Annotated in this window: 14 protein-coding genes; 9 read left to right on the top strand and 5 right to left on the bottom strand. The window is 65.4% G+C overall.

Annotated elements, in window-relative coordinates; all coding sequences use genetic code 11:
- Nucleotides 1-208 precede the first annotated feature (208 nt).
- Entirely contained in the window at nt 209-1,414 is a 1,206-nt protein-coding gene (locus CK489_RS08520; RefSeq protein ID WP_095731999.1) for a penicillin-binding protein activator, read from the top strand.
- Nucleotides 1,415-1,490: 76 nt separating this feature from the next.
- On the opposite strand, the gene hemW is transcribed toward CK489_RS08520, so the two are convergent.
- From hemW to rph, 3 genes are read right to left on the bottom strand one after another with little or no spacing between them, the layout of a single operon-like run.
- A complete protein-coding gene (gene hemW, locus CK489_RS08515) occupies nt 1,491-2,648 on the bottom strand; it encodes a radical SAM family heme chaperone HemW (protein WP_095731998.1) in 1,158 nt (385 codons plus the stop codon).
- Nucleotides 2,635-3,270, bottom strand: coding sequence for an RdgB/HAM1 family non-canonical purine NTP pyrophosphatase (rdgB, locus tag CK489_RS08510; protein ID WP_095731997.1), 636 nt, complete (start codon nt 3,268-3,270; stop codon nt 2,635-2,637). Before rdgB ends, hemW begins: the two co-directional genes overlap by 14 nt.
- An 11-nt stretch (nt 3,271-3,281) precedes the next feature.
- Nucleotides 3,282-3,995: a ribonuclease PH gene (rph, locus tag CK489_RS08505; RefSeq protein ID WP_050628020.1), complete on the bottom strand. Its 714-nt coding sequence runs from the start codon at nt 3,993-3,995 to the stop codon at nt 3,282-3,284.
- A 218-nt stretch (nt 3,996-4,213) separates the two neighbouring features.
- On the opposite strand from rph, the gene hrcA reads away from it, so the two are divergent.
- Both hrcA and grpE read left to right on the top strand, forming a co-directional pair.
- Nucleotides 4,214-5,302, top strand: coding sequence for a heat-inducible transcriptional repressor HrcA (gene hrcA / locus CK489_RS08500; protein ID WP_050628021.1), 1,089 nt, complete (start codon nt 4,214-4,216; stop codon nt 5,300-5,302).
- A gap of 164 nt (nt 5,303-5,466) precedes the next feature.
- Nucleotides 5,467-6,072: a nucleotide exchange factor GrpE gene (gene grpE / locus CK489_RS08495; protein ID WP_095731996.1), complete on the top strand. Its 606-nt coding sequence runs from the start codon at nt 5,467-5,469 to the stop codon at nt 6,070-6,072.
- An 18-nt stretch (nt 6,073-6,090) separates the two neighbouring features.
- Here the strand turns inward: grpE and pncA are convergent, their stop codons facing one another.
- Together pncA and CK489_RS08485 are read right to left on the bottom strand one after the other, a co-directional pair.
- A complete protein-coding gene (pncA, locus tag CK489_RS08490) occupies nt 6,091-6,801 on the bottom strand; it encodes a bifunctional nicotinamidase/pyrazinamidase (RefSeq protein WP_095731995.1) in 711 nt (236 codons plus the stop codon).
- A gap of 100 nt (nt 6,802-6,901) precedes the next feature.
- Complete coding sequence (locus CK489_RS08485; protein ID WP_050628024.1) at nt 6,902-7,837, bottom strand: hypothetical protein; 936 nt, start codon at nt 7,835-7,837, stop codon at nt 6,902-6,904.
- A 577-nt stretch (nt 7,838-8,414) separates the two neighbouring features.
- On the opposite strand from CK489_RS08485, the gene dnaK reads away from it, so the two are divergent.
- From dnaK to CK489_RS08455, 6 genes are all read left to right on the top strand, one after another.
- Nucleotides 8,415-10,316, top strand: coding sequence for a molecular chaperone DnaK (gene dnaK, locus CK489_RS08480; protein ID WP_050628025.1), 1,902 nt, complete (start codon nt 8,415-8,417; stop codon nt 10,314-10,316).
- A gap of 160 nt (nt 10,317-10,476) precedes the next feature.
- Complete coding sequence (dnaJ, locus tag CK489_RS08475) at nt 10,477-11,604, top strand: molecular chaperone DnaJ (protein WP_050628026.1); 1,128 nt, start codon at nt 10,477-10,479, stop codon at nt 11,602-11,604.
- A gap of 100 nt (nt 11,605-11,704) precedes the next feature.
- Nucleotides 11,705-12,307 carry a class I SAM-dependent methyltransferase gene (locus CK489_RS08470; RefSeq protein ID WP_095731994.1) on the top strand — a complete coding sequence of 201 codons (603 nt, stop codon included), beginning with the start codon at nt 11,705-11,707 and terminating at the stop codon, nt 12,305-12,307.
- A 43-nt stretch (nt 12,308-12,350) separates the two neighbouring features.
- Nucleotides 12,351-12,929, top strand: coding sequence for an NADPH-dependent FMN reductase (locus tag CK489_RS08465; protein WP_095731993.1), 579 nt, complete (start codon nt 12,351-12,353; stop codon nt 12,927-12,929).
- A 6-nt stretch (nt 12,930-12,935) separates the two neighbouring features.
- Nucleotides 12,936-13,658 carry an orotidine-5'-phosphate decarboxylase gene (pyrF, locus tag CK489_RS08460; RefSeq protein ID WP_095731992.1) on the top strand — a complete coding sequence of 241 codons (723 nt, stop codon included), beginning with the start codon at nt 12,936-12,938 and terminating at the stop codon, nt 13,656-13,658.
- Nucleotides 13,659-13,681: 23 nt separating this feature from the next.
- Nucleotides 13,682-13,984 (top strand): DUF1330 domain-containing protein, encoded by a 303-nt coding sequence (locus tag CK489_RS08455; protein WP_050424071.1) that lies wholly within the window; start codon nt 13,682-13,684, stop codon nt 13,982-13,984.
- Nucleotides 13,985-14,005 lie beyond the last annotated feature (21 nt).

The raw sequence follows: 14,005 nt of genomic DNA, 5'->3' as shown, positions 1-14,005 counted from the left end.
AGATGGAGCGAAGCGCCAGCGCCACATCCGCAATGCTGTGGGTGGGACGGCTGCCAGTCGAGGAAATGGACGCCGCAGCACCGGCGCCACGAGGCTATAATCCTTTTGTTTTAGTTAACTATTCGCCGACAATATGCCCAAATCCACCCGCCTCATCAGAGGTCGATGGAGTCCTGGCCGATCCTGGTCGGCCAAGAGAAGAGAGACGATGGAAGGCCCGCATCACCGCAACTCCCAGCCGTCGGGCGCGACCCGGCGGACGGCGCTCGGCCTGCTCGTGGGCGCGCCGTTGCTCGCGGCCTGTTCCGGCATCCAGCAGAGCCTGAGCCAATTCTCCAGCGGTAACCCGGAAGCCGGTCCCGCCGGCCCACAGCAACAACCGCAGGCGGTCGGCACCGGGCAGGTCAAGATCGGATTGATCCTGCCGCTGTCGGCGTCCGGCAATGCCGGGCTTGCGGCGCAGTCGATGCGCAACGCCGCAGAAATGGCGCTGGCGGAATTCCAGAACCCGAACATCCAGCTCCTGATCAAGGACGACGGCGGCAGCCCGCAAGGCGCATCGCAGGGTGCCCAGCAGGCATTGTCGGAAGGCGCCGAGATCATCCTGGGACCGCTGTTCGCCGGCTCGGTGCCATCAGTCGCGCAACTGACGCGGCCGCGCGGAACCTCGGTGATCGCATTCTCCACCGATTCGAGCGTCGCGGGGCACGGCGTCTATCTGCTGAGCTTCCTCCCCGAATCCGACATCAACCGGATCGTCGATTATTCTTCCGGGATCGGAAAGCGCTCGTTTGCCGCGATGGTACCGGACAACGCCTATGGCAACGTGGTCGAGGCCGCGTTCAAGCAGGCGGTCGGCCGCAAGAACGGCCGCGTCGTCGCCTTCGAGAAATATGGCGCCGATCGCGCGACGCCGGCGCGGACCGTGGCGCAGGCACTCGGCCAGGCCGATGCGCTGCTGATCGCCGACGACGGCGATTCGGTGGTCGCGACCGCCGATGCGCTGACCGCGGCGGGCGCCAATCTGCGCAACATCCAGCTGCTCGGCACCGGGCTGTGGGACAATCCGCGGGTGTTCGCGAGCCCCGTGTTGCAGGGCGGCCTCTACGCCGCGCCCGATCCGTCCGGCTTCCGCAGCTTCGCCGGCCGCTATCGCACCAAATTCGGCGGCGAGCCGGTGCGCACCGCAACGCTTGCCTATGATGCCGTGGCATTGATGGCGGCGCTGGCACGCACCCAAGGGGCACAGCGCTTCGCGCCGGAGACGCTGACCAATCCGTCCGGCTTTGCCGGCATCGACGGCCTGTTCCGTTTCCGCTCCGACGGCACCAACGAGCGCGGCCTTGCGGTCATGAAGGTGGCATCCGGCGGCAGCACGCCGGTTGCGGGTTCGCCAAAGAGCTTTGGGGCCTAGTTTTCGTCAGGCGGTCGAGCTGACTTATCGAGCGCCGGCACCCGCCGGCTGCTTTGCATGGGGTTGTTTTCGATATTTAGGCAGCCAGATCCGCGACGACGGCGTCGAGCACCGGGAATCCCGACTTGGTCACGCGCAGCCGTCCGTCAGCATCGACGGCGATCGCGCCTTCCTCGCGCAGCATCGCGATCCGGTGCGGGTCGAGCTGGCGACCGGAGAGCTGCGCATAACGCTTGGGATCGATGCCCTCGGCGAGCCGCAGCCCCATCAGCAGGAATTCGTCGGCGCGCTCTTCGCTGTTGAGGCTGTCATCGGTGACCACGCCATGGCCGCGTTCCTCGACATTGAGCAGCCAGGCCTCGGGGCGCCGCTCGGTCGCGGTCGCGTGCCTGACGCCATCGATGTCGAGCCTTCCATGCGCGCCGGGGCCGATACCGGCATATTCCTCGCCGCGCCAATACACGAGGTTGTGCTTGCACTCGGCGCCGGCGCGGGCGTGGTTGGAGATCTCGTAGGCCGGCAATCCCTCGCGGGCGCAGACCTCCTGCGTCACGTCATACAGTGCGCGCGCGGTCGCTTCATCCGGGGTCTGCAATTTGCCCGCGGCATGCAGCCCGAAGAACGGCGTGCCTTCCTCGATCGTGAGCTGATAGAGCGACAGATGCTCGGCGGCTTCCGAGATCGCCTGCTTCAATTCATCGGCCCACATCCGCGGCGTCTGGTCGGGCCGCGCATAGATCAGGTCGAACGAGTAGCGGTCGAATGCCGAGCGCGCGATCGCAACTGCATCGAGCGCCTCGCGCGCGGTGTGCAGGCGGCCCAATGCCTTCAGCGACGCATCATCCAGCGCCTGCACCCCGAGCGAGACGCGGTTGACGCCGGCGGCACGATAGCCGCGAAAGCGCGTCGCCTCGACGCTGGTCGGATTGGCCTCGAGCGTGACCTCGACATCGCGTGCGACCTGCCAGTGCTTGCCGATCGCATCGAGCACCGCGCCGACGGTCTGCGGCTGCATCAGCGACGGCGTGCCGCCGCCGAGGAAGATCGAAGTGACCTCGCGGCCCGGCACCCGTGCGGCCGTGGTCTCGATCTCGCGGGCGAACGCGCGGACGAAGCGCGACTCGTCGACCGGCGCATGCCGCACGTGGCTGTTGAAGTCGCAATACGGGCACTTCGACAGGCAGAACGGCCAGTGCACGTAGACGCCGAATGCTTCTCGGTCAGCATGGCTCAAGGCAGATCTCCGCGAGCTTCACGAAGGCGCGGGCGCGATGCGACAGGCCGAGCCCGAGCGGCGGCAGGCCGTGCTTCTCGATGCTGCTCATCTCGCCAAAGGTCCGCGTGTAACCATCGGGCAGGAAAGCTGGATCATAGCCGAAGCCGGCAGTGCCGCGCGGCGGCCAGACCAGGGTTCCATCGACCCGGGCCTCGACCTCTTCGAGGTGATCGTCGGGCCAGGCCACGCACAGCGCGGAGACGAAATGAGCCTTGCGCTTCTCTGGTGTCGTGGCGCCGCGCTCCTGCAGCAGCCGCGCAATCCGCGTCATCGCCGCCATGAAGTCCTTGCCTTCGCCGGCCCAGCGTGCCGAGTAGATCCCCGGCGCGCCGTCGAGCGCGTCGACCACGAGGCCGGAATCGTCGGCGAAGGCCGGCAATCCGGTCGCCTTTGCTGCGGCGATGGCCTTGATCGCCGCATTGGCGCGAAAGCTGTCGCCGGTCTCATCGGGCTCAGCCAGGTCGAGCTCGCCGGCCGACACTGCCTCGACGCCATGCGGCGCCAGCAGTTCCCGCATCTCGGCAAGCTTGCCGGGATTGTGGGTGGCGATGACGAGCCTTCCGGTGATTCGGCGATGCATGACCAATCTGACTACGCCACCGCGATCTTTTGCAAGTCGACCAGACGCGCGACACCTTTGCGTGCCAGCGCCATCAGCGCCAAAAATTCATCCTGCGAGAACGGCGTTTTCTCGGCGGTGCCCTGCACCTCGATGATGCGGCCATCGCCGGTCATGACGAAATTGGCATCGGTATCGGCCTCGGAATCCTCGGCATAATCGAGGTCGAGCACCGGGGTGCCCTGGTAGATGCCGCAGGAGATCGCCGCCACATTGTCGCGCAACACGTTGGTCTTCAGCATGTTGCGGGTCTTCATCCAGTTGATGCAGTCGGCCAGCGCCACCCAGGCACCGGTGATCGAGGCGGTGCGGGTGCCGCCATCGGCCTGGATGACATCGCAATCGACCGTGATCTGGCGCTCGCCGAGCGCCTCGAGATCGACCGCGGCGCGCAGCGAGCGGCCGATCAGCCGTTGAATCTCGACCGTACGGCCGCCCTGCTTGCCGGCGGAGGCCTCGCGGCGGGTGCGTTCCAGGGTGGCGCGCGGCAGCATGCCGTATTCGGCGGTGACCCAGCCGCGGCCCTGGCCCTTCAGCCACGGCGGCAGGCGCTCTTCCAGCGTCGCGGTCACCAGCACATGGGTGTCGCCGAACCTCACCATGCAGGAACCCTCGGCGTATTTGACGACGCCGCGTTCCAGCGACACGGGGCGCAGTTCATCGGGCGCACGGCGGCTTGGCCGCATGAAATCCTCCAAAAATCCGACAGATATGGCTGGGCGTGCTTGTAGGAGCGGCAGGGGGCAGCGGCAAGGGCCTTGGCAGGGGTTTTGGCAAGGGTTTTGGCAAGGGTTTTAGAGAGGGTTTTCGGCCCCGGATTGGTCCGGTACCAGAGGGCCGAATGCATGCTTGTCACCGGCCTCCCGGATCGACAAATTAGGCAGCAATTGTGAGGGACTGGAGTGTGACTCACCACGATCCGATCGGCCTGATCGCCCCGCATGCCGGGCTTGCCCAGCTCAACGAGCGCTCGCGCGACATTTTTCGTCAAATCGTCGAAAGCTATCTCGCGACCGGCGAGCCGGTTGGCTCGCGCAACATCTCGCGCCTGATCGCATTGCCGCTGTCGCCGGCCTCGGTCCGCAATGTGATGTCGGACCTCGAGCAGCTCGGCCTGATCTACGCGCCGCACACCTCGGCCGGCCGGCTGCCGACCGAGCTCGGCCTGCGCTTCTTCGTCGACGCCCTGATGCAGGTTGGCGATCTCACCGAGGCCGAGCGCCAATCGATCCAGACCCAGCTGGCCACCGTCGGCCGCGCGCAATCCGTCGAGGCGGCGCTTGGCGAGGCGTTGACGCGGCTGTCGGGACTGACCCGTGCCGCAGCTGTCGTGCTGACGCAGAAATCGAATGCGCGGCTGAAGCACATCGAATTCGTGCGGCTGGAGCCGGAAAAGGCGCTGGTCGTGCTGGTCGGTGAAGACGGCCAGGTCGAAAACCGGGTGCTGGCGCTGCCGCCGGGCGTTCCGTCCTCGGCCCTGACCGAAGCGACCAATTTCCTCAATGCGCGGATCCGCGGCCGGACGCTGGCCGAAGCGCGGCTCGAGCTCGAGACGGCATTGACGCAGAACCGCGCCGAGCTCGATCAGCTCACCCAGAAGGTGGTCGCGGCCGGCATCGCAAGCTGGTCCGGCGGCGAGAGCGAGGACCGCCAGCTGATCGTGCGCGGTCACGCCAATCTGCTCGAGGATCTGCATGCGCTCGACGATCTCGAGCGGATCAAGTCGCTGTTCGACGATCTCGAGACCAAGCGCGGCGTGATCGACCTGCTCGGCCGCGCCGAGCGCGGCGAGGGCGTGCGGATCTTCATCGGCTCGGAGAACAAGCTGTTCTCGCTGTCGGGTTCCTCGACCATCATCGCACCCTATGGCGACGCCCAGGGCCGGATCGTCGGCGTGCTCGGCGTGATCGGACCGACGCGGCTGAATTATGCGCGGGTGATCCCGACCGTCGATTATGCCGCGCGCATCGTCAGCAAGATGCTGGGCGGCTGAAGCGCCCGGATTTCGCTTTCATTTGACGGGTTTTCTTCGCCCGAACCGGAGGTCCCTGTTCCCGAAGCCGGCATGTTGCGCTTGATTTTCGCCGCCTAAAGCACGATATCCCGGGCAGCAATCCCCAAGATTTGAACCGACGCGAGTTTTCGAGAAGGCACGCCATGACCGATCCGAACCGGGCCAATGACAACACCGAGAATTCGGCGCCGACGGGTGAGCCCGTGGTCTCGAAGCCCTACATCATGCCTGACGATCCCGAGGTGGGATCGGCCGAGGCGCTGAGCAAGGAACTCGCGGAGGCGAAGGACCGCACGCTGCGCACGCTGGCCGAGATGGAGAATCTCCGTCAGCGTACCCGCCGCGAGGTCTCCGACGCCAAGACCTACGGCATCACCGGCTTCGCGCGCGATGTGCTCGATATCGCCGACAATCTGCAGCGCGCGCTCGACGCGGTGCCGGCCGAGACCAAGGAAGCCGCCGATCCCGGCCTGAAGGCGCTGCTCGAAGGCGTTGAGCTGACCGAGCGTTCGCTGCTCAACGCGCTGGAGAAGAACGGCGTCAAGAAGTTCGATCCGATCGGCGAGAAGTTCGATCCGAATTTCCAGCAGGCGATGTTCGAGGTGCCCGATCCGTCGGTGCCGTCGGGCACCGTGGTGCAGGTGGTGCAGGCCGGCTACATGATCGGCGAGCGCATCCTGCGTCCGGCGCTGGTCGGCGTCTCCAAGGGCGGCGCGAAGGCTGCTCCGAGCGCCGACATCACGGTCTGATCCAAGGACTTCCGCGCCTTACGCGATATCTGACGACTGGATGCGCTTGACGCCGGCCTTGTCCATGTCGGACCAGGCCTTGGCGAGCGAGCCCTGGGTGTCGATGCCGCGGCAGGCGTCCTCCACCACATAGGTTTCGAAGCCGGCCTTGCGGGCATCGAGCGCGGTCCATGCCACGCAGAAATCGGTGGCGAGCCCGGCCACGAAAACCCGCCCGACGTTGCGCGCCTTCAGATAGGCGGCAAGCCCGGTGGTGGTCTTGCCGTCGGCTTCGGTGAAGGCGGAGTAGCTGTCGACGTCCTTGTGAAAGCCCTTGCGGATGATCAGCTCGGCCTGCGGGATCGCAAGATCCTTCGACAGCCCTGCGCCGTCGGTGCCTTGCACGCAGTGATCGGGCCACAGCACTTGCTTGCCATAGGCGAGGTCGACGGTCTCGAACGGCTTCTTGCCCGCATGGACCGAGGCAAAGGAGACGTGGCCGGGCGTGTGCCAGTCCTGCGTCATCACCACGTTGGCGAAGCTCTTGGCGATCTTGTTGATGACCGGCACGACCTGCTCGCCGTCCTTCACCGCGAGGCTGCCGCCGGGCAGGAAGCAGTTCTGGACGTCGATCACGAGCAGCGCGGAGCCGTCGTCGGGCTTGATCGCGGCGGCCCAGAGATGTTTGGGAACCAGGGTCGCCAGCACCAACGTGCCGAGCCCAGCAACCACCTGTCGTCGATCCAACATCGCGCCCCTCCTCGCTTTGCGTGATACCGCGCGAGGAGGCTAGTTCCGTTCGGCGAACGACGAAAGCGGGATTTTTCCGACTTGCCTTGCGAAGGGCCGGTCAGCCGCGCGGCTGGATGCCGTCGCGCACCGCGCGGAAGCGCGGGAAGGCGGTTTCCCAATCGGTGCGCGGCGAGCTGCCGATGACCCGCACCGACGTCTGCGCGCCGAACCGCAGCCACTGCACGATGGTCACCGGGGTGTTGTCCTTGCCGCTGACGGCGTCGATCCGGGTCTCGAAGCCGGGCTGGCCGTCGATCCGGATCGGCTCGGACATGGTGATCCGCCCGTCGCGCACGCCGGGGATCGTGGTTGCGATCTGCTGGGCGAAGCGGCCGCGGTCGTCGGGCGTGGCGGGGGCCGACCCGATGACGCCGAGCAGCATGAACGGCTTGGTCTCCAGGCTCTTGTCGTCGCCGTCGGCCATCAGCAGCGCGGCGCCCGGTGCCAGCATGCGGATGTTCTTGAAGCCGCTGAGCTCGGTGACCTTGAACGGCATCATGCCGAGCTGCTCGTCGACCGGCACCTCCTTGCGGATTTCGGCGGAGGCGAACATCTGCCGCACGGCGTCGTCGGTGTAGATCTTGCTGGCGTTCTCCGGCACCTGCACCGCGACATAGCCGGAGAAGGTCGGTCCCGGCAGGATCATGGAATAGCGCCGCACATTGCTGGCGCCGTCGCGCGCGCTTTCCACGGTGTAGTAGGCGAGGCCGGCCGGCGTCTCGAGGCTCTCGGGCTTGATGTTTCCGGTGCCGGCGGGATTGGCTTTGAAGGCGGTCACGACCTCGTTGTAGGCGTCCGCCGGCAGGTCGGCGATCAGGACCTTCACGCCCTGATCCTCGGTCTCGAAGCCGATGAACGACTTGGCCCGGACAAGACCTACCAGCGGCTTCATCCCGACATGCGCGCCCGGCGGAAACACCACGTCGGCGGCAAAGCCACGACAGGTGGCAGCAATCAGCAAGGCAACCGCAACGAGAACTCGAAAAGGCGTCATGGGGGATCTACCGGTTTTGCTTGGTGGCCGCGCAACGGGGCCGGTGCAGGGCTGGATGGCCTCTTTCAGTCGGACCGCTTTTAGCGGTTTTGATGACCCTGCAACAGGCCGCCAACTCTCCGCCCCGGGCCCGCAGGCTCGATTTCGTGGGCTTTTCGCCCTGATTGGCAGGCACTTTCCAGTTTCCCGACATTTCCAAGAATGGTGGCCAGCGGCCAAACAGCGCGCCCTCGACCCGTGCGCGCTCTCGCATACGACGTTTGTGAGTGTTCACTCAACAGCGCTGACGTCGCGCCGCGAACGTTCGCGGCCTACCGCCGGCCGCATCATTGCCGATTTGTTAACTTGGCAGGGGTGCTGGTCGCTGCTTGAACCGGCGCCGCAGTCGGACTGACACAATCTTTCAAACGTCAGTCTTTTCAGGCCTCAACGTTGCGTCCAGTCCTTGCGGGCAGGACCCTCTCTCCTATATCAGGCTCACCGTCGCAATATCGCGAGTATGTGAACGTCTGGGGGTTCGGTACGGAGCGCCGTCAGGGCCCAACCAACCTGCCGTAGCAAAGAGGATATCAAAACCATGGGTAAGGTCATTGGGATCGACCTCGGCACCACGAATTCGTGCGTCGCCGTAATGGATGGCAAGAACGCCAAGGTGATCGAGAATGCCGAGGGCATGCGAACGACGCCGTCGATCGTTGCTTTCACTGACGATGGCGAGCGCCTCGTCGGCCAGCCGGCGAAGCGCCAGGCGGTGACCAATCCCGAGCGTACGTTCTTTGCGGTGAAGCGCCTCATCGGCCGCCGCTATGACGACCCGATGGTCGAGAAGGACAAGAAGCTCGTCCCCTACAAGATCGTCAAGGCATCGAACGGCGACGCCTGGGTCGAAGCCGATGGCAAGACCTATTCGCCCTCGCAGGTCTCGGCCTTCATCCTGCAGAAGATGAAGGAGACCGCTGAGGCGCATCTCGGCCAGAAGGTCGATCAGGCCGTCATCACCGTTCCCGCCTATTTCAACGACGCGCAGCGTCAGGCCACCAAGGACGCCGGCAAGATCGCCGGCCTCGAAGTGCTGCGCATCATCAACGAGCCGACCGCTGCCGCGCTCGCCTATGGTCTCGACAAGACCAAGTCCGGCACGATCGCCGTGTACGACCTCGGCGGCGGCACCTTCGACGTCTCGATCCTTGAGATCGGCGACGGCGTGTTCGAGGTGAAGTCGACCAACGGCGACACCTTCCTCGGTGGTGAAGACTTCGACATGCGCCTGGTCGGCTATCTCGCCGACGAGTTCCAGAAGGAGCAGGGCATCAACCTGCGCAACGACAAGCTCGCTTTGCAGCGCCTGAAGGAAGCTGCGGAGAAGGCCAAGATCGAGCTGTCGTCGACCACGCAGACCGAAATCAACCTGCCGTTCATCACGGCTGACCAGACCGGTCCGAAGCATCTGACGATGAAGCTGACCCGCGCCAAGTTCGAGGCGCTGGTGGCCGATCTCGTCGAGAAGACCATCGAGCCGTGCCGCAAGGCGCTGAAGGATGCCGGCCTGACTGCCGGCGAGATCGGCGAAGTGGTGCTGGTCGGCGGCATGACCCGCATGCCGAAGATCCAGGAAGTGGTGAAGCAGTTCTTCGGCAAGGAGCCGCACAAGGGCGTCAATCCCGACGAAGTCGTCGCGATTGGTGCTGCGATCCAGGCCGGCGTGCTGCAGGGCGACGTCAAGGACGTGCTGCTGCTCGACGTGACCCCGCTGTCGCTGGGCATCGAGACGCTGGGCGGCGTGTTCACCCGCATCATCGACCGCAACACCACGATCCCGACCAAGAAGAGCCAGGTGTTCTCGACCGCCGAAGACAATCAGGGCGCCGTGACCATCCGCGTCTTCCAGGGCGAGCGTGAAATGGCGGCCGACAACAAGATGCTCGGCCAGTTCGACCTGATGGGCATTCCGCCGGCTCCGCGCGGCATGCCGCAGATCGAGGTGACCTTCGACATCGACGCCAACGGCATCGTCAACGTTTCGGCCAAGGACAAGGCGACCGGCAAGGAACAGCAGATCCGGATTCAGGCATCCGGCGGTCTGTCCGAGGCCGATATCGACAAGATGGTCAAGGACGCCGAGGTCAACGCGGCCGAGGACAAGAAGCGCCGCGAGGCCGTCGACGCCAAGAACCATGCCGATGGCCTGGTTCATTCGACCGAGAAGGCCCTGGCCGAACACGGTTCGAAGATCGCCGACACCGAGCGCCGCGCGATCGAAGACGCCGTCAGCGACCTCAAGGAAGCGCTGAAGGGCGACGACGCCGAGGCGATCAAGGCCAAGACCAACACGCTGGCGCAGGCTTCGATGAAGCTCGGCGAGGCCATGTACAAGCAGCAGGCCGAGGCCGATGCGGCCAAGGACGCTGCCAAGGATGACGTTGTCGACGCGGAGTTCACCGAGGTCGACGACGACAAGAACAACAAGAAGTCTGCCTAAGCGGGCTTGCGATCATGACCCTCACGCCAAAGAGCACGCGCCGCGTCTCGGAGGAGTGGGGGTCATTTTTCTTTAAGGCGATCGCTGCATCTTCCAGACAGGCGCAATCCTTGACGCGATCCTATTGATGATCGCGATGAACTTCGGACGGAATTGAAGGATGTCCACCAAGCGCTGCTATTATGAGACCCTCGAGGTTGAGCGGAACGCGGACGAGACCAAGCTGAAATCAGCTTTCCGCAAGCTCGCGATGAAATGGCATCCGGACAAGAATCCGGGCGACGCCACCAGCGAAGTCCGGTTCAAGGAAATCAACGAAGCCTATGAGGTCTTGAAGGACGGCGACAAGCGCGCCGCCTATGACCGCTTCGGCCATGCCGCCTTCGAGCAGGGCATGGGCGGTGGCGGCCCCGGCTTCGGCGCCGGCTTCGCCTCGTCCTTCTCCGACATCTTCGAGGATCTGTTCGGCATGGCCGGGCAGCGCCGCAGCGGCGGCCGCGAGCGCGGCGCCGACCTGCGCTACAACATGGAGATCACGCTCGAGGAGGCCTTCCAGGGCAAGACTGCGCAGATCGAGATTCCGGTCTCGGTCACCTGCGAATCCTGCTCCGGCACCGGTGCCAAGGCCGGCACCAAGCCGAAGACCTGCTCGCATTGCGGCGGCGCCGGCCGTATCCGGCAGGCCCAGGGCTTCTTCACGCTGGAGCGGACCTGCCCCAGCTGCCAGGGCCGCGGTCAGATGATCGAGGACGCCTGCACCTCCTGCGCGGGTTCCGGCCGCGTGACGCGCGAGCGCACGCTGTCGGTCAACATTCCTCCGGGGGTCGAGGACGGCACCCGCATCCGGCTCGCCGGCGAAGGTGAGGCCGGTGTCCGCGGCGGACCGCCCGGCGACCTCTACATCTTCCTGTCGTTGACCACGCACCAGTTCTTCCAGCGCGACGGCGCCGACCTGCACTGCCGCGTGCCGATCTCGATGGTGACCGCAGCGCTCGGCGGCGAGTTCGAGGTGCCGACCATCGACAAGGGCAAGACCAAGGTGAAGGTGCCGGCCGGCACCCAGTCCAGCCGGCGATTCCGCATCGCATCAAAGGGCATGCCGGTGCTGCGCTCGCGCCAGACCGGCGACATGTATGTCCAGGTCGTGGTCGAAACCCCGCAGAATCTGACCAAGAAGCAGCAAGAATTGCTGATGGAGTTCGAAAAACTCTCGTCCGGCGCGACCCAGCCCGAGGCAGCGGGTTTCTTCTCTAAGGTCAAGGACTTCTTCGGAAGCCGCTCCGCCTAGTCGCAGTCGTTATGCTTGACCGTAACGAGTTCGATCTATACGTGTTTATGACTGTTTTCTGACAACCGCTCGATTGTGCGCGGTCCCGCCTGGTAGCGACATGCCTCTGCAATCGTCCGTGCGTGCGTCGAAGAAGCCCCTCCGTCTCGACGACGAGGTTCGTTTTCTCCGTTCATGGATCGAGAAGCCGCTGCACATGGGCGCGGTGATGCCGTCCGGGCGGCTGCTCGCGCGCACCATGGCGCAATATGTCGATCCTGACGCCGAAGGGCCGGTCGTCGAACTTGGGCCCGGCACCGGGGCGATCACCAACGCGCTGATCGAGCACGGCGTCGATCAGAAGCGACTCGTCCTGGTTGAGTACAATCCCGGCTTCTGCGCGTTGCTGCGCGAACGCTATCCGCAGGCCAAGGTGGTCCAGGGCGACGCCTACAGGCTGCGCGATACGCTGTGGGACGTCATGAAATCTCCGGCCTCGGCCGTTGTCTCCGGTCTGCCGCTGGTCACCAAGCCGATGCTGACCCGCCTGAAGCTGGTCCGCGACGCCTTCCTGGCGCTCGCCCCCGGTGCGCCCTTCGTGCAGTTCACCTATTCCGTGGTGCCTCCGATCCCGAAGTCGCTGCCGGGCGTGTCCACAGAGGCCTCGGAGCGGATCTGGATGAACCTTCCGCCCGCGCGGGTCTGGGTGTATCGCAAGGGCTGATCGCCCCGCGCCGGGGCGCACGCCCTGGACCTGCGATTTCAAAATGTCTGCGCTGAAAATCCTCGTGATCCCGGGATCGCTTCGATCCGGCTCGCTCAACGCGAAGCTGGCCGCCGTGCTGGCGCACGAGCTCGCGCAGTCGGGCGCCGACGTGACCCGCATCTCGCTCGGCGATTTTCCGCTGCCGATCTATGACGGCGATCTGCAGGCCAAATCGGGCGTGCCGCAGCACGCCGTCAATCTGAAGCGGATGATCGGCGCCCATCATGGCGTGCTGGTCGTGACGCCCGAATACAATTCCTCGGTGCCGGCGCTGGTGAAGAACACGATCGACTGGGTGAGCCGCGTGCAGGATCCGCACGAGGCGCGCGGCCAGGTGTTCCGCGAGCGCGTGTTCGCGATCGCCGCGGCATCCGGCAACCGGCTCGGCGGCACCCGCGCGCTGGCGGCGCTGCGCCTGATCCTGTCGGCGTGCCACGCCACCGTGATCCCGAACCAGCTCGCGCTGTCATTCGCCGAGCAGGCCTATGACGACATGGATCATCTGAAGCATCAGGCCGACATCGACACGATGCGCGCGCTGGTGCGGCAGCTGATCGACCATTCCCAACGCATGATGTGAGGTGACATGCAGCCAGCCAGGATCGCTCCAAGGATCGCCCCAAGAGACCGGTTGATCGTGGCGCTCGACTTGCCGTCGGTCGCGAGCGCCGAGGCGATGATCGACAGGCTCGGCGACAGCGTCACCTTCTACAAGATCGGCTACCAGCTCGGTTACGCCGGCGGCCTCGGGCTGGCGCAGCAGCTCGCCGCCAGCGGCAAGAAGGTGTTTCTTGATCTGAAGATGCACGACATCGGCAACACGGTTGCGCGCGGGGTCGAGAGCGTCGCCGCCCTCGGCGCGACCTTCCTCACCGTGCACGCCTATCCGCAAACCATGAAGGCGGCCGTCGAGGCCCGCGCCGGCACCAGTCTCAAGATCCTCGCGGTCACGGTGCTGACCTCCTACGACGATGCCGACCTGCACGCCGCAGGCTATCGCCTCAACGTCTCCGATCTCGTCGAGGCGCGCGCCAGGCAGGCGCAGGCGCTCGGTGTCGACGGCCTCGTCAGCTCGCCCGAGGAGGCGGCCGCCTTGCGCAAGATCGTCGGCGATCAGATGAACCTGGTGACGCCGGGCATCCGCCCCGCGGGCTCGGCGACCGGCGACCAGAAGCGCATCATGACGCCGGCCCGTGCCATTGCCGCCGGCGCCGACTATCTGGTGGTCGGCCGCCCGGTGATGGAAGCCGCCGATCCGAAGGCCGCAGCCGAAGCCATTCACACCGAGATCGCCCAGGCGCTCGCCTGAACCAACAACAATGGAGAAGACAGATGGCGAAGGGATACTGGATCGGACGCGTCGACGTTCACAATGACGAGGGCTACAAGCCCTACGCGGTCGCCAACCTTGCGATCTTCAAGAAGTTCGGCGGCCGCTATGTGGTGCGCGGCGGCCAGCTCAACTGCGTCGAGGGCCAGAGCCGCTCGCGCAACGTCGTGATCGAATTTCCCGACTATGCGACCGCGATGGCCTGCTACAACTCGCCGGAATACCAGGCCAACATCAAGGTGCGGCAACCGCATTCGATCGCCGATCTCATCATCATCGAGGGCTATGACGGCCCGCAGCCCTGATCGGCGGCCCCCCCGGTTCGG

Origin of the sequence: Bradyrhizobium sp. UFLA03-84 (assembly GCF_002289535.1) — a bacterium.
Classification (GTDB): domain Bacteria; phylum Pseudomonadota; class Alphaproteobacteria; order Rhizobiales; family Xanthobacteraceae; genus Bradyrhizobium; species Bradyrhizobium viridifuturi.
This window is presented reverse-complemented; position numbering and strand designations above follow the sequence as displayed.